Annotated in this window: 20 protein-coding genes; 12 read left to right on the top strand and 8 right to left on the bottom strand. The window is 73.0% G+C overall.

Annotation, left to right across the window (positions count from 1 at the left end; all coding sequences use genetic code 11):
• Positions 1 to 114: 114 nt before the first annotated feature.
• Positions 115 to 1,845 (bottom strand): glycoside hydrolase family 13 protein, encoded by a 1,731-nt coding sequence (locus tag AC1MBW_RS04895; protein ID WP_480025652.1) that lies wholly within the window; start codon positions 1,843 to 1,845, stop codon positions 115 to 117.
• A gap of 136 nt (positions 1,846 to 1,981) precedes the next feature.
• Complete coding sequence (locus tag AC1MBW_RS04890; RefSeq protein ID WP_480025651.1) at positions 1,982 to 2,782, bottom strand: FadR/GntR family transcriptional regulator; 801 nt, start codon at positions 2,780 to 2,782, stop codon at positions 1,982 to 1,984.
• 127 nt (positions 2,783 to 2,909) lie between these two features.
• Here AC1MBW_RS04890 and AC1MBW_RS04885 point away from each other — a divergent pair, with 127 nt between their 5' ends.
• From AC1MBW_RS04885 to AC1MBW_RS04875, 3 genes are all read left to right on the top strand, one after another.
• Complete coding sequence (locus AC1MBW_RS04885) at positions 2,910 to 3,836, top strand: proline iminopeptidase-family hydrolase (protein WP_480025650.1); 927 nt, start codon at positions 2,910 to 2,912, stop codon at positions 3,834 to 3,836.
• Between the two features lie 84 nt (positions 3,837 to 3,920).
• Entirely contained in the window at positions 3,921 to 5,375 is a 1,455-nt protein-coding gene (locus tag AC1MBW_RS04880) for an APC family permease (RefSeq protein WP_480025649.1), read from the top strand.
• Entirely contained in the window at positions 5,372 to 6,394 is a 1,023-nt protein-coding gene (locus AC1MBW_RS04875; protein WP_480025648.1) for an acetamidase/formamidase family protein, read from the top strand. The genes AC1MBW_RS04880 and AC1MBW_RS04875 overlap by 4 nt, the downstream gene beginning before the upstream one ends.
• Positions 6,395 to 6,478: 84 nt before the next feature.
• Here the strand turns inward: AC1MBW_RS04875 and AC1MBW_RS04870 are convergent, their stop codons facing one another.
• Positions 6,479 to 7,231, bottom strand: a complete 753-nt coding sequence (locus AC1MBW_RS04870; protein ID WP_480025647.1) for an Ltp family lipoprotein — start codon at positions 7,229 to 7,231, stop codon at positions 6,479 to 6,481.
• Between the two features lie 184 nt (positions 7,232 to 7,415).
• Between AC1MBW_RS04870 and AC1MBW_RS04865 the strand changes: the two genes are divergently transcribed.
• Positions 7,416 to 9,101, top strand: a complete 1,686-nt coding sequence (locus AC1MBW_RS04865) for an MmgE/PrpD family protein (protein ID WP_480025646.1) — start codon at positions 7,416 to 7,418, stop codon at positions 9,099 to 9,101.
• Entirely contained in the window at positions 9,101 to 10,000 is a 900-nt protein-coding gene (prpB, locus tag AC1MBW_RS04860; RefSeq protein WP_480025645.1) for a methylisocitrate lyase, read from the top strand. Before AC1MBW_RS04865 ends, prpB begins: the two co-directional genes overlap by 1 nt.
• A gap of 110 nt (positions 10,001 to 10,110) precedes the next feature.
• Here prpB and AC1MBW_RS04855 read toward each other — a convergent pair whose 3' ends face one another.
• Complete coding sequence (locus tag AC1MBW_RS04855) at positions 10,111 to 11,322, bottom strand: M20/M25/M40 family metallo-hydrolase (RefSeq protein WP_480025644.1); 1,212 nt, start codon at positions 11,320 to 11,322, stop codon at positions 10,111 to 10,113.
• A gap of 183 nt (positions 11,323 to 11,505) precedes the next feature.
• Here AC1MBW_RS04855 and AC1MBW_RS04850 point away from each other — a divergent pair, with 183 nt between their 5' ends.
• From AC1MBW_RS04850 to phoA, 3 genes are all read left to right on the top strand, one after another.
• Positions 11,506 to 12,750 carry a metallophosphoesterase family protein gene (locus AC1MBW_RS04850; RefSeq protein ID WP_480025643.1) on the top strand — a complete coding sequence of 415 codons (1,245 nt, stop codon included), beginning with the start codon at positions 11,506 to 11,508 and terminating at the stop codon, positions 12,748 to 12,750.
• Positions 12,747 to 15,749, top strand: a complete 3,003-nt coding sequence (locus tag AC1MBW_RS04845) for an AAA family ATPase (RefSeq protein WP_480025642.1) — start codon at positions 12,747 to 12,749, stop codon at positions 15,747 to 15,749. Before AC1MBW_RS04850 ends, AC1MBW_RS04845 begins: the two co-directional genes overlap by 4 nt.
• Before the next feature lie 239 nt (positions 15,750 to 15,988).
• A complete protein-coding gene (gene phoA, locus AC1MBW_RS04840; RefSeq protein ID WP_480025641.1) occupies positions 15,989 to 17,923 on the top strand; it encodes an alkaline phosphatase in 1,935 nt (644 codons plus the stop codon).
• An 83-nt stretch (positions 17,924 to 18,006) separates the two neighbouring features.
• On the opposite strand, the gene AC1MBW_RS04835 is transcribed toward phoA, so the two are convergent.
• Positions 18,007 to 18,261 carry a DUF6458 family protein gene (locus AC1MBW_RS04835; protein ID WP_043593189.1) on the bottom strand — a complete coding sequence of 85 codons (255 nt, stop codon included), beginning with the start codon at positions 18,259 to 18,261 and terminating at the stop codon, positions 18,007 to 18,009.
• 157 nt (positions 18,262 to 18,418) lie between these two features.
• Between AC1MBW_RS04835 and AC1MBW_RS04830 the strand changes: the two genes are divergently transcribed.
• Positions 18,419 to 18,889: a DUF805 domain-containing protein gene (locus AC1MBW_RS04830; protein ID WP_480025640.1), complete on the top strand. Its 471-nt coding sequence runs from the start codon at positions 18,419 to 18,421 to the stop codon at positions 18,887 to 18,889.
• A 24-nt stretch (positions 18,890 to 18,913) separates the two neighbouring features.
• Here AC1MBW_RS04830 and AC1MBW_RS04825 read toward each other — a convergent pair whose 3' ends face one another.
• The 3 genes from AC1MBW_RS04825 to AC1MBW_RS04815 all read right to left on the bottom strand — a co-directional run bounded on the left by AC1MBW_RS04825 (position 18,914) and on the right by AC1MBW_RS04815 (position 21,248).
• Positions 18,914 to 19,312, bottom strand: a complete 399-nt coding sequence (locus AC1MBW_RS04825) for a hypothetical protein (RefSeq protein ID WP_480025639.1) — start codon at positions 19,310 to 19,312, stop codon at positions 18,914 to 18,916.
• Between the two features lie 218 nt (positions 19,313 to 19,530).
• On the bottom strand, positions 19,531 to 20,370 hold the full coding sequence (aroD, locus tag AC1MBW_RS04820; protein ID WP_480025638.1) for a type I 3-dehydroquinate dehydratase: 840 nt from the start codon (positions 20,368 to 20,370) through the stop codon (positions 19,531 to 19,533).
• Positions 20,371 to 20,372: 2 nt separating this feature from the next.
• Positions 20,373 to 21,248: a shikimate dehydrogenase gene (locus AC1MBW_RS04815; RefSeq protein WP_480025637.1), complete on the bottom strand. Its 876-nt coding sequence runs from the start codon at positions 21,246 to 21,248 to the stop codon at positions 20,373 to 20,375.
• Between the two features lie 129 nt (positions 21,249 to 21,377).
• Between AC1MBW_RS04815 and AC1MBW_RS04810 the strand changes: the two genes are divergently transcribed.
• The 3 genes from AC1MBW_RS04810 to AC1MBW_RS04800 all read left to right on the top strand — a co-directional run bounded on the left by AC1MBW_RS04810 (position 21,378) and on the right by AC1MBW_RS04800 (position 25,453).
• Positions 21,378 to 21,797, top strand: coding sequence for a GNAT family acetyltransferase (locus AC1MBW_RS04810; protein ID WP_480025636.1), 420 nt, complete (start codon positions 21,378 to 21,380; stop codon positions 21,795 to 21,797).
• Positions 21,798 to 21,995: 198 nt separating this feature from the next.
• Complete coding sequence (locus AC1MBW_RS04805) at positions 21,996 to 24,317, top strand: bifunctional metallophosphatase/5'-nucleotidase (RefSeq protein ID WP_480025635.1); 2,322 nt, start codon at positions 21,996 to 21,998, stop codon at positions 24,315 to 24,317.
• 173 nt (positions 24,318 to 24,490) lie between these two features.
• Positions 24,491 to 25,453 carry a CPBP family intramembrane glutamic endopeptidase gene (locus AC1MBW_RS04800; protein ID WP_480025634.1) on the top strand — a complete coding sequence of 321 codons (963 nt, stop codon included), beginning with the start codon at positions 24,491 to 24,493 and terminating at the stop codon, positions 25,451 to 25,453.
• Positions 25,454 to 25,483 lie beyond the last annotated feature (30 nt).

Genomic DNA, 25,483 nt, shown 5'->3' with positions numbered 1-25,483 from the left:
GCCCCGTGCGGCGTGCCGAACCCGACAAGAGGAGCGCGGCGCGCCGCTCATCTTCCGACCTGAGCGGCGCGCCGCGCCTCCGCTGTCGCGATTTGCACAGGGGGGAGGCGCGGGTCAGGCCTGCAGGACGCGTGCCTCCCAGGGGGCGAGCGTCAGCCCGGCCCCGCCGGGCACGTTGCCGATCACGACCTGCGGCACCGAGCGCCGCCGCAGGGCCGGGTGCAGGGCGGGGTCGAGGTCGTACGGCTCGCCCGACCAGTTCGCCAGCACGAGCAACTGCTCGTCACCGAGCGTGCGGGTGAACGCGTAGAGCCGCTCGTCGTCCGGGGCGAGTAGTTCGAACGACCCGAGCGCCACCACCGGCGACTCGTGCCGCAACGCGATCAGACGGCGGTAGTGCTCGAACACCGAGCGGTCGCCGGCCGCACGGTCGGCCTCGACGTTCACGGTGTCGTGGTTCGCGACCACCTCGATCCACGGGGTGCCGGTGCTGAATCCCGCCGCCGCGCCTCCTGCCCACGGCACCGGGGTGCGGGCGTTGTCGCGGCTGCGGAAGCGCAGCGCCTCGAGCAGGGCCTCGCGGTCGGCCCCCGCCGCGACCGACTCGTCGAACCAGTTGACCGACTCGATGTCGCGGTACTGCTCGATCGAGGTGAACCCCGCGTTCGTCATGCCGATCTCGTCGCCCTGGTAGACGTACGGCGTACCCCGGTGCAGGTGCAGCACGGTGGCGAGCAACGTCGCCGACTCGAACCGGTACCGGTCGTCGTCGCCGAAGCGCGACACCGACCGCGGCTGGTCGTGGTTGCCGAGGTAGAGGCTGTTCCAGCCCTGGTCGGCGAGACCGTCCTGCCAGTGCGACAGCGAACGCTTGAGGGCCACGAGGTCGAACGGGAGGTTGTCGAACTTCGAGGCCGGCCCGTGGTCGAGGCCGACGTGCTCGAACTGGAACACCATGTCGAGCTCGTGCCGGTCGGCCGCCGTGAACAGCTTGGCGTCGTCGACCGTCACGCCCGGCATCTCGCCCACCGTGATCAGCTCGCGGTCGGTGCGGTGCGCGAAGACCTCGCGGTGCATCTCACGCAGGTGGTCGTGGATCTGCCCGCCCATGACGAAGTGCGAGGCGCCGGGCGCCAGTGACGAGGGCTCCTTCGCGATGTGGTTGATGACGTCCATGCGGAAGCCGTCCACACCCCGGTCGAGCCAGCGGTTCATCATGTCGAAGACGGCCCGGCGCAGGTCGGGGTTCTCCCAGTTGAGGTCGGGCTGCTTCGACGCGAACATGTGCAGGTAGTACTGGCCGGTGCGCTCGTCGAGGGTCCAGGCCGGGCCGCTGAACGCGCTGCGCCACGCCGTGGGGTAGGTGCCGGCGCCGGGCGTGCCGGCGGCGTCCGACCCCTCGCCCGACGGCAGCGGATCGCGCCAGAGGTACCAGTCGCGCTTCGGGGCGTCGCGCGACGACCGGGCCTCGACGAACCACGGGTGCTCGTCGCTCGTGTGGTTGACGACGAGGTCCATGACCAGCTTCATGCCGAGCGCGTGCACCTCGTCCGTCAGGGCGTCGAACTCGTCGAGCGTGCCGAACAGCGGGTCGACGTCGTCGTAGTCGCTGATGTCGTAGCCGTTGTCCGCCTGAGGCGACCGGTAGATCGGCGACAGCCAGATCACGTCGACCCCGAGGTCGTGCAGGTGACCGAGCCGCTGCCGGATGCCGCCGAGGTCGCCCACCCCGTCGCCGTTCGAGTCCGCGAAGCTGCGCGGGTAGATCTGGTAGACCGTCGCGGCCGTCCACCAGGCGGGCGGGGCGGTCGTGGGGCCGATGTCGTTCGTCGTCGAGTCGCTCACCCGCCCAGCCTGTCACGGCCGGCCACGGCCGCGCCGTGACGCCGAGACCCCAGGAAGCCGCCGAGACCCCCGTGCGCGCGTGGGGGTCTCGGCGAGTTGCTGGGGTCCGAGGAGGTCAGGAGGCGCGGGCCGGGGATCAGGGCGCGGTGCGGCCGAGCTCGCGCTCGAGCAGCTCGAGGTCGATCTTGACGTGCTCGCGCGCGATGGCCGCGGCGTCCGCCGCGCGTCCGTCGCAGATCGCGGCGACGAGGGCCTCGTGGTCGGCGAGGGCCCGCAGCTCCATCTCGCGCATGCCGTCCGGCCCGCCCCAGAGGTGCGCCGGCGCCGAGATGCTCACCCGGGCCTCGAGGTCGAACAGCACGCCGCGCAGCGTCGCGTTGCCGGCGGCCTCGGCGATCGCGACGTGCAGGGCCTCGTCGGCCTTCTGCGACGCGAGCCCCGACGCGGCGTCGCGGTAGCCCTCGAGCCGGTCGTGCAGACGGTCGACGTCGGTCGGGGTGCGGTTCTCGGCCGCGGCCTCGGCGACGACGCCGTGCAGGCGGCTGATCGCCTCGCTCGTGTCGCGCAGGTCGGACCACCGCGCCGCGAGCGTGCGGCGCACGACGTCGGTGCCCGACCCCGGGGCCGGCGCCTGGACGAACGAGCCGCCCCCTCGCCCGCGCTGCGTCACGATCAACCCCTGCTCGACGAGCCGGGCCAGGGCAGCACGGACCGTCATGCGGCCGACCCGCAGCGAGGCGGCGAGGTCGCGCTCCGCGGGGAGGCGCGAGCCGGGCAGGTACTCGCCGATCGTGATGGCCGTGACGAGGCGGTCGGTGAGGTCGTCGACCCGGGTCGTCGGTGCCAGAGGGGCCCCGAGCGCACCACCGAGGGCGCCGTCGACCGCGACGTCCGAGCGTGCGGCGCCCGCGCCTCCTCGGCTGTCGTCCTGGCCCATCGCGTCCCCGTCCCGGCTCGCCGACCCGTCGTGCGCGGAGCACTCGAGGTCTCGTCGTGTTACGAGCAGATTAAGGCATCGCGAAAGGTCTTGTCGCGAGACCTTAGCCGGGTGCATGCTCACCGGCATGTCCACGATCACCACCGGCACCGCCCCCTTCCACGACGCCGAGACCTGGTACCGGGTCACCACCCCCGACGAGCCGCGCGAGGGTGCGCTGCCCCTCGTCGTGGTGCACGGCGGCCCGGGGATGGCCCACGACTACCTGCGCAACCTCGAGGCCCTCGCCGACGAGACCGGCCGCATCGTCGTGCACTACGACCAGCTCGGCTGCGGTCGCAGCACCCACCTGCCCGACGCTCCGGCTGACTTCTGGCAGCCGAACCTGTTCGTCGCCGAGTTCGAGGCCCTCGTCGCGCACCTCGGCCTCGAGCGGTACCACCTGCTCGGCCAGTCGTGGGGCGGGATGCTCGGCGCCGAGATCGCCGTGACGGCACCGGACGGGCTCGCGAGCCTGGCGATCTGCAACTCGCCCGCGTCCATGCAGCTCTGGGTCGAGGGCGCCGGCGAGCTCCGCGACCAGCTGCCGACCGACACCCGGGAGGTGCTGGCCCGCCACGAGGCGGACGGCACGACCACCGACCCCGAGTACCTCGCCGCCACGCAGGTGTTCTACGAGCGTCACGTCTGCCGCGTGGTGCCCATGCCGCAGGACTTCGTCGACAGCGAGGAGCAGATGGAGGCCGAGCCGACCGTCTACCACACGATGAACGGGCCGAACGAGTTCCACGTCATCGGCACGATGCGCGACTGGACGATCGTCGACCGCCTGTCGTCGATCGTCGCGCCGACCCTCGTCGTCGCCGGCGAGTTCGACGAGGCGACGCCCGCCACCTGGCAGCCGTTCGTCGACGGCATCGCCGACGTCCGCTCACACGTGTTCGCCGGCGCCAGCCACTGCTCGCACCTCGAGCAGCCCGAGGAGTTCCGGGCCGTCGTCGCACCGTTCCTGGCGGCGCACGACGAACCGCGCGACGCCGCGCGCGCCTCCTGATCGGCGCGGGCCGCGCCTCCCGATCCCCACCCCACCGCACCCCACCGCACCGACCCGATCCCCACCCGAGCGAGAGAGCACACCATGTCCCTGCCCACGAAGGCCGCCTCCGGCGGTGAGCTGAGCAACCAGCAGCAGCTCGAGCAGTACGGCTACAAGCAAGAACTCAAGCGGTCGGTCTCGACCGTCGACCTGTTGATCTACGGCCTGATCTTCATGGTGCCGATCGCGCCCTGGGCCATCTTCGGCACCGTCTACAACGCCTCGTCGGGCATGGTGCCGCTGGTCTACCTGGTCGGCCTCGTCGCCATGATCTTCACCGCCCTCGCCTACGCGCAGATGGCGAAGTCGATCCCGCTGGCCGGGTCGGTCTTCTCGTACGTCGGGCGGGGCATCCAGCCCGTGGCCGGGTTCTTCGCCGGATGGGCCATCCTGCTCGACTACCTGCTCGTGCCGACGCTGCTCTACGTCTTCGCGGCCGAGTCGATGATCGGCATCTTCCCGGGCACCGCCCGCTGGATGTGGGCGCTGATCTTCGTCGCGATCAACACCGCGGTGAACCTGCTCGGCATCAGCTCGATCAAGCTGATGAACCGGGTGTTCCTCGCGATCGAGGTCGTCTTCATCGTGATCTTCGTCATCATCGCCGTGACCGCGCTCAACGGCGGCACGATCCCCGGCGCCGAGTTCACCACCGACCCGATCTGGGACTCGAGCAAGGTCACCGCACCCCTGATCGCCTCGGCGCTGTCGATCGCCGTGCTCAGCTTCCTCGGCTTCGACGGCATCTCGACGCTGTCCGAAGAGAGCACCGGCAAGCGTGGCGGAGCGGGCAAGGCGATGATCATCGCCCTGTTCATCGTGGCGTTCTGCTTCATCCTGCAGACCTGGCTGGCCAGCGCGCTCGCCGGCGGCCGCGACTCGTTCCCCGAGGGCGAGGCCGGCAACGCCTTCTTCGACCTCGTGCGCGAGGCCTCGAACAGCGGGTGGGCGACGGCGTTCTTCGTCGTCAACGTGCTCGCCGTCGGCATCGCCAACGCGATGGCCGCCCAGGCCGCGACCTCGCGCCTGCTGTTCTCGATGAGCCGCGACAAGCAGCTGCCGGCCTTCCTCTCGAAGATCAACACGCGTCAGGTGCCGCAGGCCGCGATCCTCGTCGTGTCGGCGCTCTCGGCCGTGCTCGTGCTGTTCTTCGTCGGACAGATCGACGTGATCGCCTCGCTGGTCAACTTCGGGGCCCTCTTCGGCTTCATGCTGCTGCACGTGTCGGTCGTCGTGCACTACGTCGTGAAGAAGAAGTCGCGCAACTGGCTGCTGCACCTCGTCGTGCCCGTGGTCGGGTTCCTGATCATCGGCTACGTGCTGGTCAACGCCGCGCCCGAGGCCAAGATCGGCGGCGTGATCTGGCTGGCGCTCGGTGCGGGCGTGTTCCTCTACTACCGCAGCCGAGGAGGCGCGGCGCCGACCCTCGGGCAGGGCGCGGACGATCCTGCGGTCACGTCGGTGCCCGCCGCCGACTCCGAACGGCGCGACGCATGAGCTCCGGGGACGCTGCCGGCGCCGACGGGACCGGCCCGGGGGCCGGCGCCTCAGCCGGGGAGCCGACCCGCGCCTCCTCGGGGCCACGGCACGACGGGATCGACCACTTCCTCGGCAAGGAGCACGGTCGCCCCGGCTTCACCGCCACGGCCCCGCCGGCCCTGCGCATCGAACCCGGCACGGGCGAACGCATCGGGTTCGAGACGAGCGACGCCGTCTACGCCGAGCTGCACCGGCACCACGACCTGGCGAAGCTGTCCGTGCCGATCAACCCCGTCACCGGGCCGGTGTACGTCGAGGGCGCGAAGCCGGGCGACGCGCTCGCCGTCACGGTGCACGAGATCCGACTGATCGAGCACGGCTGGTCGGTCAGCCTGCCCGGGTCCGGAGCTCTTCAGCACGTCATGGGCGACGAGATGTTCACCCGCCGCGTGCCGATCGACTCCGACGGGGTGCACGTCACCGACCGGCACGTGTTCGAGGCCCGGCCGATGATCGGCTGCATGGGCACGGCGCCCGCCCAGGGCGAGAACTCGACGATCATGCCCGCGTACGCCCAGGGCGGCAACATGGACGTCACCGAGAACACGGTCGGCTCGACGGTCTACCTGCCGGTCATGGTCGAGGGCGCGTACCTGTCGATCGGCGACGTGCACGCGATCATGGCCGAGGGCGAGTCGTCGTTCGTGGCCATCGAGGCCGAGGGCACGGCGGTCGTCTCGATCGACCTGGTGCCGGGCCTCGGCTTGCGGGCTCCGCGCATCGAGACCGCCGACGACTGGATCTTCGTCGGCCTCGGCGACCCGGTGCAGGAGAGCATCCGCCGCGGCTACGAGGACGCCTTCTCGTTCCTCGTGGACGACCACGGCTGGTCCCGAGGCGACGCCTACGCCGTGCTCAGCGCCGTGGGGCACTCGCGGCTCGGTGGCCCGACGGGCTCGGTCGCCCCCGACCCGCTGCACCCGTTCGACGCCGTCGGCGCGGTCACGCTGCACCGCGTGCCCAAGAGCGTGCTCTAGCGCGCGAGACCCCAGGAAGTCACCGAGACCCCCGTGCGCGCACGGGGGTCTCGGCCGTTTCGTGGGGTCTGACCCGTCGTCGGTTCAGTCGTTCAGGTGCGCCAGGGCGTAGTCGGCCTCCTCAGCCGTGAACTGCTCGCCGTACTCGCTCACGAGTTGGTCGCGCAGCACGTCGCCGGTCATGCCGTCCCGCGCGTAGGCCTTGGCCTTGCGGACGGCGTTGGCCTGCCAGTCGGCGTCGACGGTGTCGACGGCGTACTGGGCCGCTTCGGCGGACGCACCGCCGGCGACGAGCTTCGAGAAGGTCTCGGCCTTGCTGCTTCCCAGGCTGATCGCGATGGTCTCGGCGTCGTCGAGGGCGTCGGAGTAGTCGGCGGGCACGTCGGCGGCTGCGGACGTCGGCGTGGCCGACGCAGTGGGGGCGGGTGTCGACGACGTGCGGACGGGGGCGGGCTCGGACGTCGCGGTCACGGCGGGATCGTCCTGCTGCACGCTGTCGATCGCCGCGCCGAGGCCGACGGCGACGACGATCGACACGATGGTGGCGACGGCTCCCAGCCCGAGGCCGATCCACGCCAGGACCTTCGGCTGCCGTCGCACCAGGGCGATGACGCCGAGAACCACGGCGGCGAGGCCGACGATCGTGCCGACCACCGGCACCAGGCCGAGCAGGAAGGCGACGATGCCGACGATCAGGGCCGCCAGGGCGAGGCCGCGGGAGTGACCCGGGCGCGGTGGCGGGGTGGACGTCCCCGTCGCGGGGTAGGACGTGGTCGGCTGGTCGGCGGAGGGGCGTCGCTCGTCGGAGCCGCCCCCCAGCGGGCTCTCGTGGGTCATGCCCCGAGCCTGTCAGACGGGGGACAGGATGGTCCACCCCCGAACGGGGCGTGCGGCCGGGCCGGGGGACGGCACGCGGGTCGTGCGGCACGGGGTGCGAGACTGGTCGGCAACGACACGGCCGTCACCGACGACGGCGCACGGCGGGCCGCGACGACGCCCGCCCCACCAGAGAGGGTGGCCGATGGGCACGCAGCACGATCAGGCGTCCGAGCACGAACACGACGCCGGGGCGACGACCGACGCGGGGGCGACGACCGACGCGGGTGGCGGGGTCGACGTGACCCGCGCCTCCTCGTCCGGGGTCACGGGCGGGCCGGATGGGCCGACCGCCCCGGCCGCCGACTTCGTCGTGCACACGGTGCGGGTGCACCGCAGCGACGAGCCGCTGGCGCGCGAGGACGAGCTCGCCTGGCGCCTCGCCGCGCTCGCCACCGACGACGCACCCGTCGACGACGACGTCACCGAGATGGTGATCAACCGCCTGATCGACAACGCCGCGGTCTCCGCCGCGTCGCTGCTGCGCGCACCGGTCGCCGTCGCGCGCGACCAGGCGCTCGCGCACCCGCCGACCACCGGAGGCGCGGGCTCGCAGGTCACGGGCGTCGCGCCCGAGCACCCCGTCTCGCCCGAATGGGCCGCCTGGTCGAACGGGGTCGCCGTGCGCGAGCTCGACTTCCACGACACGTTCCTCGCGGCGGAGTACTCGCACCCCGGCGACAACATCCCGGCGCTGGTCGCCGTCGCACAGCACCGCGGACTCGACGGTGCAGCCCTGCTCCGCGGGATCGTGACCGGCTACGAGGTGCAGGTCGACCTCGTCCGGGCCATCAGCCTGCACGCCCACAAGATCGACCACGTCGCCCACCTCGGCCCGTCGGTCGCGGCCGGCCTCGGCACGATGCTCGGGCTGTCGACCGAGGTGGTGCACCAGGCGATCGGTCAGGCGCTGCACACGACGACGGCCACACGGCAGTCGCGCAAGGGCGCGATCTCGTCGTGGAAGGCCTACGCCCCGGCGTACGCGGGCAAGGCCGCGGTCGAGGCCGTCGACCGCGCGATGCGCGGCCAGGGCAGCCCCGCCCCGATCTACGAGGGCGAGGACGGCGTGATCGCCTGGCTGCTCGACGGGCCCGGGGCGTCGTACGACGTGCCCCTGCCGGCGCCGGGGGCGTCGAAGCGGGGCATCCTCGACACCTACACGAAGGAGCACTCGGCCGAGTACCAGGCCCAGGCCTGGATCGACCTCGCCCGACGGCTCGGCCGCTCGCACCCCGCCCTGCGGGACCCGGCGCAGGTGCGCCGCATCGTGCTGCACACCAGCCACCACACGCACGTCGTCATCGGCTCGGGGGCGGGCGACCCTCAGAAGTACGACCCCACGGCCAGCCGCGAGACGCTCGACCACTCCATCCCCTACATCGTGGCCGTCGCCCTCCAGGACGGCGAGTGGCACCACGAGCGCAGCTACGCCCCGGCGCGGGCGCAGCGTCCCGACACGGTCGAGCTGTGGCAGCGCATCACCACGGCCGAGGACCCCGCCTGGACGGCCCGCTACCACTCGACCGACCCCGCCGAGAAGGCGTTCGGCGGCCGCATCGAGGTCGAGTTCGTCGACGGCACGACCCTCGTCGACGAGATCGCCGTCGCCGACGCCCACCCGCTGGGGGCGCGGCCCTTCGGACGCGAGGACTACGTGCGGAAGTTCCGCACGCTGGCCGAGGGAGTGCTGCCCGACGCCGAGGTCGAGCGGTTCGTCGACCTGGCCACGCGCCTCCCCTCGTTGACGGCGGCCGAGGTGCGGCAGCTGGGCATCGTCGCCCCCGAGGCGCTCGCGGGTGCCGCCGCCCAGCCGGGCGGGCTGTTCTGATGCTGTACTCGACGGTGTCGCCGGCCGACAAGCGTGCGGCGTTCCGGGCGGGCCTGGCCGACGAGCGCACCCTGACGTTCCCGGGGGCGTTCACGCCGCTGACCGCCCGCCTGATCGAGCAGAAGGGCTTCGACGGCGTCTACGTGTCGGGCGCCGTGATGGCCAACGAACTCGGGCTGCCCGACATCGGCCTCACCACGCTCACCGAGGTCACCACGCGGGCGGGGCAGATCGCGTCGATGACCGACCTGCCCGTGCTCGTCGACGCCGACACGGGGTTCGGCGAGCCGATGAACGTCGCCCGCACCGTCCAGGCGCTCGAGGCCGCCGGCGTGGCCGGGCTGCACATCGAGGACCAGGTCAACCCCAAGCGCTGCGGCCACCTCGACGGCAAGCAGGTCGTCGACTCGGCGACGGCGACCGGTCGCATCCGGGCCGCGGTCGACGCGCGACGCGACCCCGCGCTCGTGATCATGGCCCGCACCGACGTCCGGGCCCTCGACGGCCTCGAGGCGACGATCGACCGGGCCCGTGCGCTCGTGGACGCCGGTGCCGACGCGATCTTCGCCGAGGCGATGGCCGACCTCGGCGAGTTCGAGGCGATCTGCTCGGCGCTCGACGTGCCGGTGCTCGCCAACATGACCGAGTTCGGCAAGAGCGCCCTGTTCACCCGACAGCAGCTGCACGACGTGGGCGTGAGCATGGTGATCCACCCGGTGTCGTTGATGCGCGCCGCGATGGGCGCGGCGTCCCGGGCGCTCGACGCGCTCGCGGCCGACGGGTCGCTCGAGTCGCAGGTGCCGTCGATGCAGACCCGTGCCGAGCTCTACGAGCTGATCGACTACCCCGGCTACGCCCGCTTCGACGCCGGCGTCTACGACTTCACGCTCGAGGCCTGAGGCCGCGAGACCCCAGGAAGTCGCCGAGCCCCCCGGGCGCGCACCGGGGTCTCGGCGACTTCGTGGGGTCCGGGCGGAGGCGCGGCGTCGGTCGCCGGGGAGGGCGGCGGTCAGGCGAGGTCGGCGAGCAGGGCGGCGACGAACTCGGTGCGCTCGACCATGCCGTGCACGCTGATCCACTCGTGGCGGGCATGGGCTCCGCCGCCGACGCCGCCGACCCCGTCGAGCACGGCCAGGCCGAGTGCAGCGGCGAAGTTGCCGTCGCTGGCGCCGCCGACCGACACCTCGCGCAACTCGAAGCCGAGCGAGGCGGCGACCCGGGCGGCGCGTTCGTACAGGGCGCCGGTCGCGGCCGAGCGTTCCATCGGCGGACGGTTCCAGCCACCGGTGACCTTCAGCGTCGCGGCCGGATCGTGCGCCGCGAGCCCCGCGAAGACCCGCTCGATGCGCGCGGCCTCGCTCGACGAGGTGACGCGGACGTCGACCATCGCCCGGGCGTAGCCGGCCTTGACGTTGGTGCGGGTGCCGCCCTGCAGCACTCCCACGTTGAGCGAGGTGCCCGCCTCGACGTCGGCGGCCGCGTGGAGCGTCAGGACGACGCGGGCGATCTCGTCGACGGCGCTCGCACCCGAGCGCGGGTGCAGGCCGGCGTGCACCTCGACCCCGAAGGCCTCGACCTCGAAGATGCCGACGCCCTTGCGGGCAGTCTTGACGGCGCCGTCGGCGGCGGACTCGAAGACGAACACCGCGCCTCCTCGTCCGACCTCGCGCTCGATCGCCTCGCGCGAGGCGATGCTGCCGACCTCCTCGTCGCCGTTGAGCAGCAGGCGCACGTTCGGGCGGGGCAGCCCCAGGCGGTCTCCGATCGCGAGGGCGTTGCCGAGCTGGATCAGCCCGGACTTCATGTCGAAGACCCCGGGGCCGGTCATGTGGTCGCCCTCGACCGTCACGGGCCACCCGGCCAGCGTGCCCTCGGACCACACCGTGTCGTAGTGGCACAGGGCCGAGACCCACTCGGTCGACCCCGACGGCGACGGGTAGTCGAGCGTCACCGTGTCGCCGTAGCCCTCCACGACGTGCACGCGGCGGTCGGCCGGCGGTCCGACGGTCTCGCCGAGCCAGGCCTCGATCCAGCGGAGCCCCGCCTCGAGCAGGTCGACGTCGTCGGACGGCGTCTCGAGGCTCGCGTAGGTCGTCAGGTCGGCCACCATCGCGTCGAGGCGTGCCTCGACCTCACGGCGCAGGGCGGTGACCTGGTCGGGCTGCAGGGGGTCGTGGCTCACGGTCTCGCTCTCGTCGGGCCCGCCGTGGTGTGCGGGCATCTGACCATCTCACTCCCGTGGGCCGGGCGGCGACCGGCCGGAGGCGCGGTGCTGGTCCCGAGGAGGCGCGGTGTCGGACCCGGGGAGGCGCGCCCGGCTCTGTCGGAGGCCCCCGATACAGTCGGGGGCACCGACTCCGGCACCCGTTGCCGCACCGACCGCGACATCCACGAGAGGGGCTCCGTGCGCATCCTGCACACCAGCGACTGGCACCTGGGGCGCACGCTGCACGGGGTCGACCTGCACGAGCACCAGCAGGCGTTCGTCGACCACCTGGTGGGACTCGTGGCCGACCGGTCGATCGACGTCGTCGTGGTCGCCGGTGACGTGTACGACCGGGCCGTCCCCGCGGTGCCCAGCGTGCGCCTCCTCGGCCGGGCCCTCGTGGGGCTGACCGAGCACGCCACCGTGATCGTCACGCCGGGCAACCACGACTCGGCGGTGCGACTGGGGTTCGCGGCCGAGCTGATGCGACCCGGGCTGCACCTGCGTGCGTCGGTCGACCTGCTCGACGAGCCCGTGGTCGTCGACGACCCGGACGGGCCGGTCGCCTTCTACGGGCTGCCCTACCTCGATCCCGACAGCGTCCGGCGGTCGCTGGCGCCCGGCGGCGCCGACGAGCCGCTGGCGCGGTCGCACGCGGCCGTCGTGGGTGCCGCGATGCAGCGGGTTCGCGACGACCTCGCCGGGCGGCCCGGCACCCGGTCCGTCGTGGTGGCGCACGCGTTCGTCGTGGCCGGGCCCGCAGCCGACCGCGAGCCCGACGCCGACGCCGAAGCCACCTTCGAGGCCGACGCCGCCGTCGGTGCCGACGACGCGACCGCACCCGAGCGCAGCGAGAGCGAGCGCGACATCCGGGTGGGCGGGGTCGACTCGGTCCCGTCGACCGTGTTCGACGGCGTCGACTACGTCGCCCTCGGTCACCTGCACGGTGCCCAACGCGTCGGCCCGTCCGGTCGCCTGCGCTACTCGGGCTCGCCGTTGGCGTTCTCGTTCGGCGAGCGGAACCAGGTCAAGTCGTCCACGATCGTCGAGTTGGCCGCCGACGGCTCGGTCTCGGTCGACCTCGTCCCGGCCCCCGTGCCGCGTCGACTCGCCGAGGTGACCGACACCCTCGACGCCCTGCTCGACGGGCGGCACGACGACCTGCGCGACGCCTGGCTACGGGTCTTCGTCACCGATCCCGTGCACCCAGAACGGCTCTACACGCGCGTGGCCGAGCACTTCCCGCACGCCCTCGCGATCCACCACACGCCCGTCGGAGCGGTCGACGCCCCGGCGCTCGCCGCCGTCACGGCCGAGTCCGACCCGATCGAGGTCGCGGCCGAATTCGTCGCCTTCGCCTCCGGCGGGGCCGCGAGCGAGACCGAGCTGGCCGTGGTGCGCGGCGCCTACGAGGCCGCGCGGGCGAGCGAGGCCGGCGAATGAACCTCCACCGGTTGACGCTCCGGGCCATCGGCCCCTACGCGGGTGAGCACAGCGTCGACTTCGCCGCGCTCGGCGCCTCGGGCACCTTCCTGCTCGAGGGCCCCACCGGTTCGGGCAAGTCGACCATCATCGACGCGATCGTCTTCGCCCTCTACGGCGGGCTCGCCGGTTCGGCGTCGACGCCCGACCGCCTGCGCAGCCACCACGCCGCACCCGACGTCGAGCCCTTCGTCGAGCTCGTCTTCGAGAACGGCGCGGGCGTCCACCGCATCCGCCGGACGCCCGCGTACCGCCGTCCGAAGGCGCGGGGCACGGGCACGACGCCGGCGAACGCGACCGCGAAGCTGTGGCGCCTCTCGTCGCCCGACGCCGTCGACGGCGAGATCGTCTCGATCAGCGCCCAAGAGGCCGGCGCCGAGGTCACGCGCATCCTCGGGCTCACGCGCCAGCAGTTCGTGCAGACCGTCGTCCTGCCGCAGGGCGAGTTCGCCGCCTTCCTCCGCTCGACCGGCGAGAAACGCAAAGAGGTCCTGCAGTCGCTGTTCGGCACCGAGATCTACGAGCGGACCACGGCCGAACTCGTCGAACGGCGCAAGGTCGCCAACGCCGCCGTTGCCGCCGCCGACCGAGACATCGAGCTGGCCCGCGCGAGACTGCTCGAGGCGAGCGGATTCGACGCCGACGTCCTCGACGAGGCTCTGGCCGCCGACGGTGCGGCGGCCGTGCTCGGGGCTCTCGAGACCGAGGCCTCCGACACGGCGGCCCGGCGGTCACGAGTCGTCGAGGCCCGAGACACGGCGCGACGGTCGCTCGATCGCGCGCGATCACTGAAGGCGGCACTCGACCGACGGGCCGACCTGATCGTCCGGCAGACGCGTCTCGACGAGGGCGACGCCGAGATCGCCACGGTCCGGCTGCGCGTCGCCGCGGCGACCCGAGCCGCGACCGTGACCGACGCCCTCGCCGCGGTCACGCGGGCGGCCGAGACCGAGCGCGACACGGCGTCCCGCCTGACCGAGGCCACCCGGGGCGTCACGGACGGCGAGAGCGCCGGGTCCGCCGCCGTCGACGGGGCCCCGGTCCGAGCCGACGTCGCTGCGCGTCGCGACGCGCGGCTCGCCGAACTCGCGCTCCTGGCCGAGGCGGCCCGCACCGAGAGCGCCCTGCCCGGGCGTCGTGCAGCCCTCGAGGCGGCCGAGCAGTCCCTCGTCGACGCCGACGAGCGGCGCCGAGAGCTGGACGACCGCCTCGTCGCGGCCCCCGCCGTCCGGTCCTCGCTGGTCGGCGAGCGGGAGGTCCTGGCCGACACGTCGACCGACCTCGACGCCGCCGAGCAGGCGACGGCCGAGGCTCGGGTCCGTCTGCGCGCCCTCGACGACCTCGACGCCCTCGGTCGGGCCGTCGACGCGGCGTCCGCACGACTGGCCGACGACTCCGCGGCGGCCCTAAGGGCCCTCGACGACGAGGCCGGCCTGCGCCGTCGACAGATCGAGGGCATGGCGGGCCACCTGGCCGCGGGCCTGGTCGTCGGCGACCCGTGCCCCGTCTGCGGATCACGAGAGCATCCGGCCCCCGCGTCTCCCGGCGCCGAGCACCCCACCGACGACCAGGTCGAAGCCGCGTCGCTGACGGCACGTGCGGCCGAGGCGCGTCAGCGCGAGTCCGCCGCTCGGCACGCGACCGCCGAGGGGCGGGTCGCCGAGGCCCGCCGTGCCCTGGGCGACCTGACCCGCGACGACGTCGAGTGCGAGTTGGCCCGGCTGGGTCTGCGCATGTCCGAGGCCACGCGGGCCCGCACCGCCCTCGCGGCGGCCGACGCGGCCCTCGTGGCACACGACCGCGACGTCGACCGGCTGCGGGCCGAGCTCGACGACCTCCGCGAGCGGGCCGCCACCGGCCGCGAGCGTGTCGCCGCCGACCGGCGCGCCCTGCTCGTCGACGAGGCCGAGATCGCGCGACTGCTCGACGGTCGGGCCCCGACGATCGCCGAGCTCACCGCATCGGTCGGTGACGGCGTCGAACGCGACACGCGCCTCCTGACCCTCCTCGACGCCGCCGACGTGGCCGCCGACGCGGCGGCCGTCCGTCGCGCCGAGCTCGCGGCCGCCCTCGAGCGCAGCGGGTTCGACGACGTCGACCAGGTCGCCGACGCCGCCCTCGAGGCAGGCGACCTGGCCGCCTTCGAGGCGCGGGTGTCGGCTCACGATCGCGAACGGGCGATCGTCGCGGCCGGGCTGGCCGAGCCCGAGGTCGCCGTGTTGACCGGCGACGAGACGGCGGACGTCGAGTCGGCCGTCGAGGCCCTCGGCCTGGTCGAGACCGAGCTCGACGAGGTCACCGACCGGGCGACGCGGGCCGGCGACCGGGCCGAGCGGACGAGGCAGGCCCTGGCCGCCCTCGAGGCCGTGACGGCAGCGGCCGACGACGCCGTCGAGCACGCCCGGGCGGTGGTGCGCATGGCGAACCTCGCCAGCGCCTCGACCGGCGAGAACGTGAAGGGCGTGACGCTCGGCACCTTCGTGCTGCTGCGCCGGTTCGACGAGGTCGTGGCGGCGGCGAACGTGCGCTTGTCGGTCATGTCGAGCGGGCGGTACGAGCTCGCGTCGTCCGACGAACGCGAGGTCGGATCGCGCTCGCGCAAGACCGGGCTCTCGCTCGTCATCCGCGACGCGACCACCGACACCACCCGCGACCCCGGCAGCTTCTCGGGCGGCGAGACCTTCTACGCCTCGCTCAGCCTCGCCCTCGGCCTCGCCGACGTCGTGCAGGCCGAGGCCGGCGGGCTCGAGCTCGGCACCCTGTTCGTCGACGAGGGGTTCGGTTCGCTCGACCCCGACACCCTCGACGCCGTCATGAGCGAGCTCGGGCGCCTGAGCGCCTCGGGGCGGGTGATCGGCATCGTCAGCCACGTCGACGAGCTCAAGCAGCGCATCGCCGACCGGGTCGAGGTGCGCCGCCGGCCCGACGGATCGTCGGTGCTCCGCTCGACGGTCGGCTGAGGTCGGCGGCGGTCCGCGCGTCGCTGCGGTCCATGCGGCGTGGGGGTCCGCGTGGCGCAGCTGGCCCCGTCGGGTCGCCCGCCCTCGCCGGCCGGCGGTGGCCCTCATCCGAGGGTGTTCACCTGCGCGCACGGCCTCGTTCACGTGGCGGCCACCCGGCAGGAGTCTGCTGATCCCCGCCCCGCGACGACTCCGTCGCGTGGCGACCGGATCACGATCACGATCACAGGAGCAGAACCGTGTCGAAGAACACCCCGAACCGCCGGCGTGCGGCCCTGACGACGGGGGTCGTCGCGACGGCCGCCGTCGCCGCCCTCGCCCTCAGCCCCGTCGCCGCCTTCGCGGCCACCCCCGCGAACGTCGCCCAGAACGGTGGCGCCGCGCGCAGCATCGACGACAGCACGCAGCTGCTGCTCGACTCGGTGGAGGCCGGGCCCGCCGAGAACGTCATCCTGCTGATCGGTGACGGCATGGGTGACAGCGAGATCACCTCGGCGCGCAACTACGCCTACGGCGCCGGCGGAACGCTGCCCGGAATCGACGCCCTGCCCCTGACCGGCCAGTACACGACGTACTCGGTCTACAAGGACGGCGCGAACAAGGGCAAGCCCGACTACGTGCCCGACTCCGCCGCGACCGGCTCCGCCTGGGCCACCGGCACCAAGACCTACGACAACGCCATCTCGGTCGACGTCGACGGCGTCCCGCAGGACACCCTGCTCGAGATCGCCAAGGCCAACGGCAAGAAGACCGGCAACGTCTCGACCGCCGAACTGCAGGACGCCACCCCGGCCGTCCAGGCCGCGCACGTCGCCGCGCGCAGCTGCTACGGCCCCGACAGCGTCACCCAGTGCGGTGCCGACGCCCTCGACCAGGGCGGCCTCGGTTCGATCAGCGAGCAGATCATCGGCACGCGTGCCGACCTCACCCTCGGAGGAGGCGCGACCTCGTTCGGTCAGTCGGCCCGCGCCGGTCAGTGGCAGGGCGACACCCTGTTCGCCCAGGCGCAGGACCGCGGCTACCAGGTCGTGCGTGACGCCGCCGGCCTCGACGCGCTGACGACCGCCGACCAGGCTCAGCCCGTGCTCGGCACCTTCACCGACGGCAACTTCCCGACCCGGTACGCCGCCACCACGGCGACCGTCGGCGGAGCCGACCTGGCCCCGCAGACCTGCCAGCCGAACCCGGCCCGCCTGGGCACCGACCTCTCGTTGCAGTCGCTGACCGAGAAGTCGATCGACCTGCTCGACACGGGTGACCAGGGCTTCTTCCTGCAGGTCGAGGGTGCCTCGATCGACAAGCGCGACCACAGCGCCGACGCCTGCGGTCAGATCGGTGAGGTGCTCGACCTCGACGAGGCCGTCCAGTCCGCCCTCGCCTTCGCGAAGGCCGACGGGAACACGATGGTCATCGTCACGGCGGACCACGCCCACACCAGCCAGATCGTCGACTCGACGCCGCCCGCCACGCTCAGCACCGCGCTGACGACGGTCGACGGGACCACGATGAAGATCGCCTACGGCACGGCCGCGGCCGGTGGATCGCAACAGCACACCGGCTCGCAGCTGCGCGTCGCGGGCTACGGCCCGGGCGCCGCGAACGTCGTCGGCCTGATCGACCAGACCGACAACTTCTTCACCATCGTGAACGCGTTGCAGCTCGACCGCGACCTCGACGGCCTGAGCGCCGCCGCGACGATCTCGGCTCCGACCGAGGTCGCCCCCGGTGCCGACTTCCCGGTCAGCACCGCCGGTCTCGCGGGTGACCGCCAGGTCACGGGCACGCTCGACGTCGACGGCACGGTGACCGACCTCGGCATCGCCGACGTGATCGACGGCGTCGCGACCTACACGGTCACGGCACCCACCGAGCCCGGCAGCTACACGATCACGCTGACCGGCACGCAGAGTGGCACGACGCTGGCGGCGACGATCGCGGTCGTCGAAGGGGTCGTCACCCCGGCGCCGACGACCCCGCCCGCGGCGGTGCCCGGTGACGGCACGAGCGCAGGAGGCGCGGGTACGGCCGGCAACGGAAGCGGCCCCCTGGCGTTCACCGGCTCCGACGCGCTGCCCGCCCTGCTGCTCGCGCTGATGCTCGCCGGCACCGGTGCCGCCCTCGTGCTGCGTCGTCGCCACCGTGCGGCGTCCGTCCAGGACGGCGTGCAGCTCTAGCCGCCCCGGCCCCGACACACGGGAGGCGCGGTGCCAGCCGGCACCGCGCCTCCTGCGTTCTCGGGTCGCGTGGGACCCTCGGGTCAGACCAGCGGGTCGCTGTCCGTCGAGCGACGCTCGACGCGCTCGCCCGTGGCCGGGTCGACCGCGCTGCGGGTCGTGGAGACCGTCGAGCGTCGGCGCGACGCGAAGGCGATGCCGATGATGGTCACGACCACGCCGGCCGCGATGAGGATGTAGCCGATCAGCTTGATGTCGATGCCCGCGACCTGGAAGTCGAGAGCGAACGCGAGGACCGCGCCGATCACGATCAAGGCGATTCCGCCGCCGATGCTCATGAGGTCTCCTTCGTCTGGCGCCGCCCCGGGTGGGCGACGGCGCCGACGCGAGGGTCGGCGGGCCCCACAGTACCGACGGGCCGCGTCGAGCGGCCACGACGCGGCGACGGCGCTGAGAGGATGGGGCAGCCCGTCACCCGACACCGCAGGAGATCCCATGACCGGAGCCGCCGGCCCCGTGCCCCTCGACCAGCCGTACCACCGCGCCACCCCGAAGGTCGCGGTCGTCCGGTTCTGGCGGAAGTATGCCACCTTCCACGGGCGGGCGAGCCGCAGCGAGTACTGGTGGTGGTTCGTCATCGCGCTCGTGTTCCAGGGAGCACTGCAGGCCTGGGCTACGGGCAGCGGCGGGACGTCGACCTGGGCCGGGGGCGACAGCGGCGACTGGACCTACATCGACCCCCAGGGCGTCGTCGTCGTGCTGTGGTCGGTCGTGAGCTTCCTGCCGACCCTCGCGCTCCAGTCGCGGCGCCTGCACGACGGGGGCTTCACCGCCTGGTACGTGCTCTTCTACCTGCTGCCGGTGTTCGGCTGGCTGACCCTGATCGTCATGTCGCTGCTGCCGTCGCGCGCCTCGGGCGAGCGGTTCGACACGGGCGGTGAGCGGCAGTACCCGGGGCCGGCCTGACCGACCGCCGGGGCCGCCTCCGCATCACTCGTCGAGGGACAGGACGAGCCGCTCGCCCGACTCGGACTCGGCGTAGCCCAGACGGCCGGGCAGGCACGAGATGACGGCGCCGTAGCCCTGCCCGACCACGGCGGCGACCGCGTCGTCGAGGGTGCCGGCCCACTCCCTGCCCTCCTCGAACACGACGCAGCGCTCGCCGGCTCCGAGGTCGCGCAGTCGGGTCAGCACGGCAGCCGGTGACGAGTCGGCGTGGCTGAGCCGGGTGGTGCGGTCCGATCGGAACGGCATCAGGCCGAGCCCGGCCCGGAACTTCGCCCGCTTCTCGTCGGTCGAGCGCAGGCTGTTCAGGCGGCCGACCTTGCTGGGCAAGGCGAAAGCCGTCACGAGTCGGCGGGCGTGGTCGTCGATCTCTGCTTCGTCCATGCCTGAGGGTACGGCCGCTGCCTGTTCGTGAGGGGGTTCCGGGGTCGGGTCACCGACCGCTAACCTGTTCGCACTCCGGTGGGCCCGACCGCCGTGGTGGTCCCGTTGAGCGACGCCCGTCGCTCGTTTCCCGGTGGTGGACCCTGCGTGCGTCGGGCCTCCGGAGCCCTGACGATCGAGGCCCCGTCCGATGCCGGTCCGACTCCGGGCCGACGCCCTCAGCTCTGTTGCGCCTCGTGCACCAGGTCGAGCGCCGCCCGCAGCCCGGCCGCCGGCAGCTGGCCCGGTGCGCTGGACGCCCCCGCCGACCCGAACGTGACGCACGAGCCGAACGTCTCGCCCGCAAGCCGGGAGACGACGCCGAGCGGCCCCATCGCCATGGTGATCGCGGGCACGATGCCGGCCCCCGCCCGGAACTCGGTCGTGGCCCGCATCAGCGTCAGCACGTCGTCCGTGCTGGACGGCATGGCGGCGAACTTCGCCACGTCGGCGCCGTTCTCCTGTTGTTCGAGCAGGCGCGACACGATCTCGCCCTGCGTGGGCGTGCCGCTGAAGTCGTGCGACGACATCACGACGACGAGACCGGCGTCGTGCGCGGTGTCGACGAGCCCGCCGAGCAGGTCGGGGTCGGTGTACATCTCGACGTCGACGGCGTCCAGCAGTCCGGTGCCCATCGCCGAGCGCAGCACGGCGTCGTAGGTCGCCGGAGCGACGTCACGCTCGCCCCCCTCGGGTTCGGTGCGCAGGGTGAAGAGCAACGGCAGGGCCGCGTCGAGAGCGCCGCGGACCCGTCGGACGACGTCGGCCACCAGGTCGAGGTCGGCGGGGCCCGTCGCCGGGGCGCCGGCGCGCACGGGCCCGTCGGGGTCCGGTGCCGCGGCGAAGGCGGCGTCGACGAAGTCGATGCGCAGTTCGACCAGTTCGGCCGTCCGGGTGTCGAGTGCCGAGGCGGCGTCGACCAGTGCGTCGGCGGTGCGGGCCACGAGCGGGACGCAGACCGCGGGCCGCCCGGTGCCGAGCGCGACCCGGCCGATCGAGACCGGCAGAGGAGTCGCCATCGTCAGCCCGCCACGCTGTCGGTCGTCGACCGGCCGCGGATCGGCAAGCCCACGGAGGCGCGCATCGCCTCGCGCAGGACGCCCTCGTCGGTCACCGGCTCGTCCTGTGCCCGCCCGGAGAAGAGCCGCACCTGGCCGAGCGCCTGCTCGACGAGCATGTCGAGACCGTTGAAGACGATGCCGCCGTCAGCCGACCAGCGAGACGCCAGGCGGGTCGGCCAGGGCTCGTACGCGACGTCGAAGAGGACCGACGAGCCGCTGGTCGGACGCAGGTGCAGGTCGTCCGCGGCCCCGCCGGGCAGCGTGCTGATGACGAAGTCCAACGGGCCGAGCGAGGGCAGCTCGGTGAGCGGGGCGACCATCACGTCGGCACCCAGCTCGGCGGCCAGGGAGGTCAGCTCGCCGGCCCGCATGGGGTTGCGCAGGTGGATCGAGAACGACCGGGCGCCGAGCTCCCAGGCGGCGGCCATGGCGGACAGGGCGGTCGCGCCCCCGCCGAGGATGGTGGCCGCGGCGGGTCGTGCGTCGTGGAAGCCCTCGACGCTGCGGACGATGCCGTCGACGTCGGTGTTGTGCCCGTGGCGTCGGCCGTCGTCGTCGAGGACCACGGTGTTCGCGACGCCCAGGCGCCGGGCGAGGGGCGAGACCGTGTCGAGCAGGGGCAGCACCTCGCGCTTGAGCGGCATCGTCAGGCTCAGTCCGCGCCAGCTCGCGTCGAGGCCCCCGACGAAGTCGGCGAGACCACCCGAAGCCACCTCGACGCGGTCGTAGTCGTAGAGCAACCCGAGGTGCTCGTACGCCGTGCGGTGCAGCACCGGTGACAGCGAATGCTCGATCGGCGACCCCAGGACGGCGAGACGTCGGCGAGCATCGGTCACGGGTGGGCCCCTCCCTGCGCCCGCGGCTCGGACGACGACCCACCCTAACGCGACGGCCCTGAGGGGGTGCGGGGCCGTGGTGACCGGCACCGCGCCTCCTCGGTCCGTCGGGTCTGGCAGGGTCGGAGCATGAAGATCCGACCCTTCGACGAGGCCGACACCGAGACCGTCGTGGCGCTCTGGGAGCGCTGCGGGCTGACCCGCCCGTGGAACGACCCGCGACGCGACATCGAACGCAAGCTGACGGTGCAGCGCGAGCTGTTCCTGGTCGGCGTCGACCCCGAGGAGGCGCTGGTCGCGACCGCCATGGCCGGTTACGACGGCCATCGTGGCTGGGTCTACTACGTCGCGGTCGAGCCCGAACGCCAGGGCGAGGGATTCGGCCGACAGCTCATGGCCGAGGTGGAGCGGCTGCTCGAGGCGATGGGGTGCCCGAAGGCGAACGTCCAGGTGCGCACCGGCAACGAGCTGGTGCGGGCGTTCTACGAGCACCTGGGGTACTCGGTCGACGACGCGTTCGGCATGGGGAAGCGACTGATCGCCGACTGAGGCGGGGCGGTCGGTCCTTCTCGGCGGGCGCTCACCGGCCGCCTCGTCGGTCGACCGCCACGCGCCGGATGAACAACATGTGACGATCGTCGGCGGACTCTTGTCGAGTCCCCAGCGAGAACTTATGGTCGTGTGCTGTGCCCCCTGTCGGGGGGTGCCGTCCCACCCGAACCGTCTTCTCCAGGAGCACCGACGCCCATGCGCATCAGCCCCCCGTCATCCGAGTCCGTCCCGACGGGAGGCCGGCGGCGCGTCCGCGGTGCCGCCCTCGCGTCCGTCGCCGCCGGAACCATGCTGCTCGGCCTCGTCGCCGCGGCACCCGCCCAGGCCGTGCCGGTCACGATCGACCTCGTCGGCATCAACGACTTCCACGGCCGGCTCGAGGCCGACGCCCCGGGTGCTCGCGCGTCCATCGCCGGCGCGGCGGTCCTCGCGGGTGCGGTCGAGTCGGTCGAGCAGCAGAACCCGAACACGCTCTTCGTCTCGGCGGGTGACAACATCGGCGCCTCGACGTTCACCTCGTTCATCCAGGACGACGAGCCGACCCTCGACGCCCTGAACGCCATGGGCCTCGACGTCAGCACGCCGGGCAACCACGAGTTCGACAAGGGCCAGGCAGACTTCACCGGTCGCGTCCAGACGAACAGCGACTTCCCCTACGTCAACGCGAACATCCTGAAGAGCGACGGGACGCCCGCCTACGACCCCTACGTCGTCGAGGAGATCGGGGGCGTCCGCGTCGCCTTCATCGGCGCCCTGACCGAGACCATGCCGACCCTCGTCAGCCCGGCCGGCATCGAGGGGCTCACCTTCGCCCCCGTCGTCGACTCGGTCAACGCGGTCGCGGACGACATCGTCGAGACCGACGCCGCCGACGCGATCGTCCTGCTGCTGCACGAAGGCGCCGAGACCGGGAGCCTGGACTCCGTCACCGGTGACAACGCGTTCGGCGAGATCGCCCGCGGCGTCTCGGGCGACGTGTCCGCGATCTTCTCCGGGCACACGCACCAGGGCTACGACTACCTCGTCACGCCGTCCGACGGCGGGCCGCAGCGCGCCGTCGTCCAGACGGGCAGCTACGGGACGAACCTCGCCCGGGTGACCATGACGGTCGACCCCGCCGCCACCGCGTTCCGCGACCGGGTGACGATCGCGTCGCACCGCCTGGTGCCGCTCTACGGCGCCTTCACGCCCGACCCCGCCGTGGCAGGCATCGTCGCGGCTGCCGTGGCCGTGGCCGCCGACCGCGGGGCCGAGGTGATCGGTTCGATCAGCGACTCGTTCAACCGTGCCTACAACGCGACCCCCGACGCCAACGGGCTGCCCGTGTCGAACCGTGCGGGCGAGTCGACGCTCGGCAACTTCGTCGCCGACATCCAGCTGGCGTCGACCACGGCGAGCGGTGCCCAGCTCGCCTTCATGAACCCCGGCGGCCTGCGGGACGACCTGCCCTTCGTCGCACCGGACGGTGACGTGACCTACAAGGCCGCCGCGGCCGTGCAGCCCTTCGCCAACACGCTGGTCGTGGTCGACATGACCGGTGCCGAGATCCGCCAGGTGCTCGAGCAGCAGTGGCCGACGGCCGCTCGCACCAGCACCCTGAAGCTCGGTACGTCCGAAGGTCTGACCTACACCTACGACCCCGCCGCGACGGCGGGCTCCCGCATCGCCGCCGTCTCGCTCGACGGCGTGGCGATGGACGACGCGACGATCTACAAGGTGACCGTCAACTCGTTCCTCGCCTCGGGTGGCGACGGGTTCGCCGCCTTCGCGAACGGTCGCGCCCACGCCGACAGCGGCAAGGTCGACCTGCAGAGCCAGCTCGAGTACTTCGACGCCCAGGCCGGCGACCCCTCCGACCCCGACTTCGCGTCGCGTTCGGTCGGCGTCTCGGGCGTCACGGCCGCACCGGCCGGTGGCTTCGCCGCGGGCGACACGGTGTCGATGAGTCTCTCGTCGCTGGTTCTGCAGCAGGTCGCGAGCGATGACTCCGCGGTCGTGCTGGCCGCGGCGCAGCCCGGCGTCGTGACCGCGACCCTCGACGGTGTCGAGCTCGGGTCCGCGCCGATCGACGCCACCGTGCTCGACAACTCGGACGAGCAGGGTCGTGCCCTGCTCGACTTCGTCGTCCCCGAGGGCATCACGGCCCCCACCGCCGGGCCGGTCACCCGACAGGTCGTCCTGAGCGTCCCGGGTACGGGCACGACGGCGACCGTCCCGGTCGTGTTCGCCGCGGCCGCCGAGCCGGTCGTCGTCGACCCGACCGACCCCGGCACCACGCCCCCGGTCACGACCCCCGGTGGCACGGTGCCCGGCACCACCCCCGGCTCGGGCTCGGGCTCGGGCACGACGCCCGCCGGCACGGTCCGCAACGCCGACGGCTCGCTGGCCTTCACCGGCCAGGACGGCCTGGGTCTCGCGGCCCTCGCCGCACTCGCCCTGATGCTGGCCGGTGGCTCGGCGCTGGTCGTCGCCCGCCGTCGCCGCCTCCGTGCGACGGTGACGCCCACCGAGGGCTGACGCCTCCCGGCTACGCACCACCGACCGAACGTCGCACCGCTGAAACCGGCGGTGCGACGTTCAGTTCGTGGCGACCCTCGCGCGGTGGTGACGGCGGCGGCGCGACCGACCGGCACCGCGCCTCCTCGTGGTGTTCCCGGGGGCCGGCACCGCGCCTCCCGTACGCTCGTCGCGTGACGACGTTCGCCTACCACCGCCTGTTCCGGTCGCTGCCCTCGTACCGGTGGTGGAAACCGCTGCTCGCGGCCGTCGTGGCGGTCGTCACGTACCTGCTCGCCTCGGTCGTGGTCTACGGGGGCGTCCTCGGGGTGACCACGGCCGTCGGTGGGACCGCTGCCGCCGAACGACTGCAGCGCGGCATCGAGGGCGACGCGCTGGCCGCGGCCGACCCGCTCGTGCTCTTCACGACGCTCGCCTCGATCGCGATCATGCTGCCGGCGATCATGCTGGGGACGCTCATCGTCGGTCCCGGGGCGGTCGGCAGCCTCTCGAGCGTCGCCGGGCGGCTGCGGTGGCGGTGGCTCGCACGATGCATCGTGCCCGGGCTCGCGTTCATGGCCCTGACGGTGGGCCTCAGCTACGTCGTCGTGCCCCCGCTCTCGGGTGAGCCGATCGGCACCGGACCCGTCACCACGCCGGTCGACACCCTGGTGTGGGCGGTGGTCGTCATCCTCGTCGTGACGCCGCTCCAGGCGACCGCCGAGGAGTACGCCTTCCGCGGCCTGGCGATGCAGACCCTGGGGTCGTGGGTGGCGTTCCCGGTCGTGGCCGTCGTGCTGCCGACGGTCGCCTTCGCGTTCGCGCACGACTACAACCCCTGGGGCATGCTCGACGTCGCCGTGTTCGGCGTGGCCGCGGCCTACCTGACCTGGCGCACCGGCGGACTCGAGGCGGCGATCGTCGCGCACGTGCTCAACAACACCGTGCTGTTCCTGCTGTCGGCACCGTTCGCGGGCGTCGAGTCGAGCGACGGCAGCCCCCTCGCCCTCGCCGTGACGGTGGTCTCGACGCCGCTCTACGTGTGGCTCGTGCTCAGGGCGGCTCGACGAACCGGTCTCGTGACGGTCCGCAGCGCTCCTCTCGTCCCCAGCGCGCCTCCCGCCGACGAGCGTCCCCAGGAGGCGCGGGTCGGCTGACCGCGTCGGTGACCGCTCGTAGACTCGTCG

Source organism: Frigoribacterium sp. AP1 (assembly GCF_056680555.1).
Note: the sequence above shows the minus strand (reverse complement) of the source record. Positions and strands in the feature narration are given on the sequence as shown.

Excerpts from the sequence above, each read along its gene's own strand:
- AC1MBW_RS04885 (WP_480025650.1), top strand. The coding sequence starts at position 2,910 with ATGTCCACGATCACCACCGGCACCGCCCCCTTCCACGACGCCGAGACC.
- AC1MBW_RS04890 (WP_480025651.1), bottom strand. The coding sequence starts at position 2,782 with ATGGGCCAGGACGACAGCCGAGGAGGCGCGGGCGCCGCACGCTCGGAC.
- aroD (WP_480025638.1), bottom strand. The coding sequence starts at position 20,370 with ATGGCGACTCCTCTGCCGGTCTCGATCGGCCGGGTCGCGCTCGGCACC.
- AC1MBW_RS04810 (WP_480025636.1), top strand. The coding sequence starts at position 21,378 with ATGAAGATCCGACCCTTCGACGAGGCCGACACCGAGACCGTCGTGGCG.
- AC1MBW_RS04865 (WP_480025646.1), top strand. The coding sequence starts at position 7,416 with ATGGGCACGCAGCACGATCAGGCGTCCGAGCACGAACACGACGCCGGG.
- AC1MBW_RS04875 (WP_480025648.1), top strand. The coding sequence starts at position 5,372 with ATGAGCTCCGGGGACGCTGCCGGCGCCGACGGGACCGGCCCGGGGGCC.
- AC1MBW_RS04830 (WP_480025640.1), top strand. The coding sequence starts at position 18,419 with ATGACCGGAGCCGCCGGCCCCGTGCCCCTCGACCAGCCGTACCACCGC.
- AC1MBW_RS04805 (WP_480025635.1), top strand. The coding sequence starts at position 21,996 with ATGCGCATCAGCCCCCCGTCATCCGAGTCCGTCCCGACGGGAGGCCGG.
- AC1MBW_RS04825 (WP_480025639.1), bottom strand. The coding sequence starts at position 19,312 with ATGGACGAAGCAGAGATCGACGACCACGCCCGCCGACTCGTGACGGCT.
- AC1MBW_RS04870 (WP_480025647.1), bottom strand. The coding sequence starts at position 7,231 with ATGACCCACGAGAGCCCGCTGGGGGGCGGCTCCGACGAGCGACGCCCC.
- AC1MBW_RS04845 (WP_480025642.1), top strand. The coding sequence starts at position 12,747 with ATGAACCTCCACCGGTTGACGCTCCGGGCCATCGGCCCCTACGCGGGT.
- prpB (WP_480025645.1), top strand. The coding sequence starts at position 9,101 with ATGCTGTACTCGACGGTGTCGCCGGCCGACAAGCGTGCGGCGTTCCGG.
- AC1MBW_RS04855 (WP_480025644.1), bottom strand. The coding sequence starts at position 11,322 with ATGCCCGCACACCACGGCGGGCCCGACGAGAGCGAGACCGTGAGCCAC.
- AC1MBW_RS04880 (WP_480025649.1), top strand. The coding sequence starts at position 3,921 with ATGTCCCTGCCCACGAAGGCCGCCTCCGGCGGTGAGCTGAGCAACCAG.
- AC1MBW_RS04835 (WP_043593189.1), bottom strand. The coding sequence starts at position 18,261 with ATGAGCATCGGCGGCGGAATCGCCTTGATCGTGATCGGCGCGGTCCTC.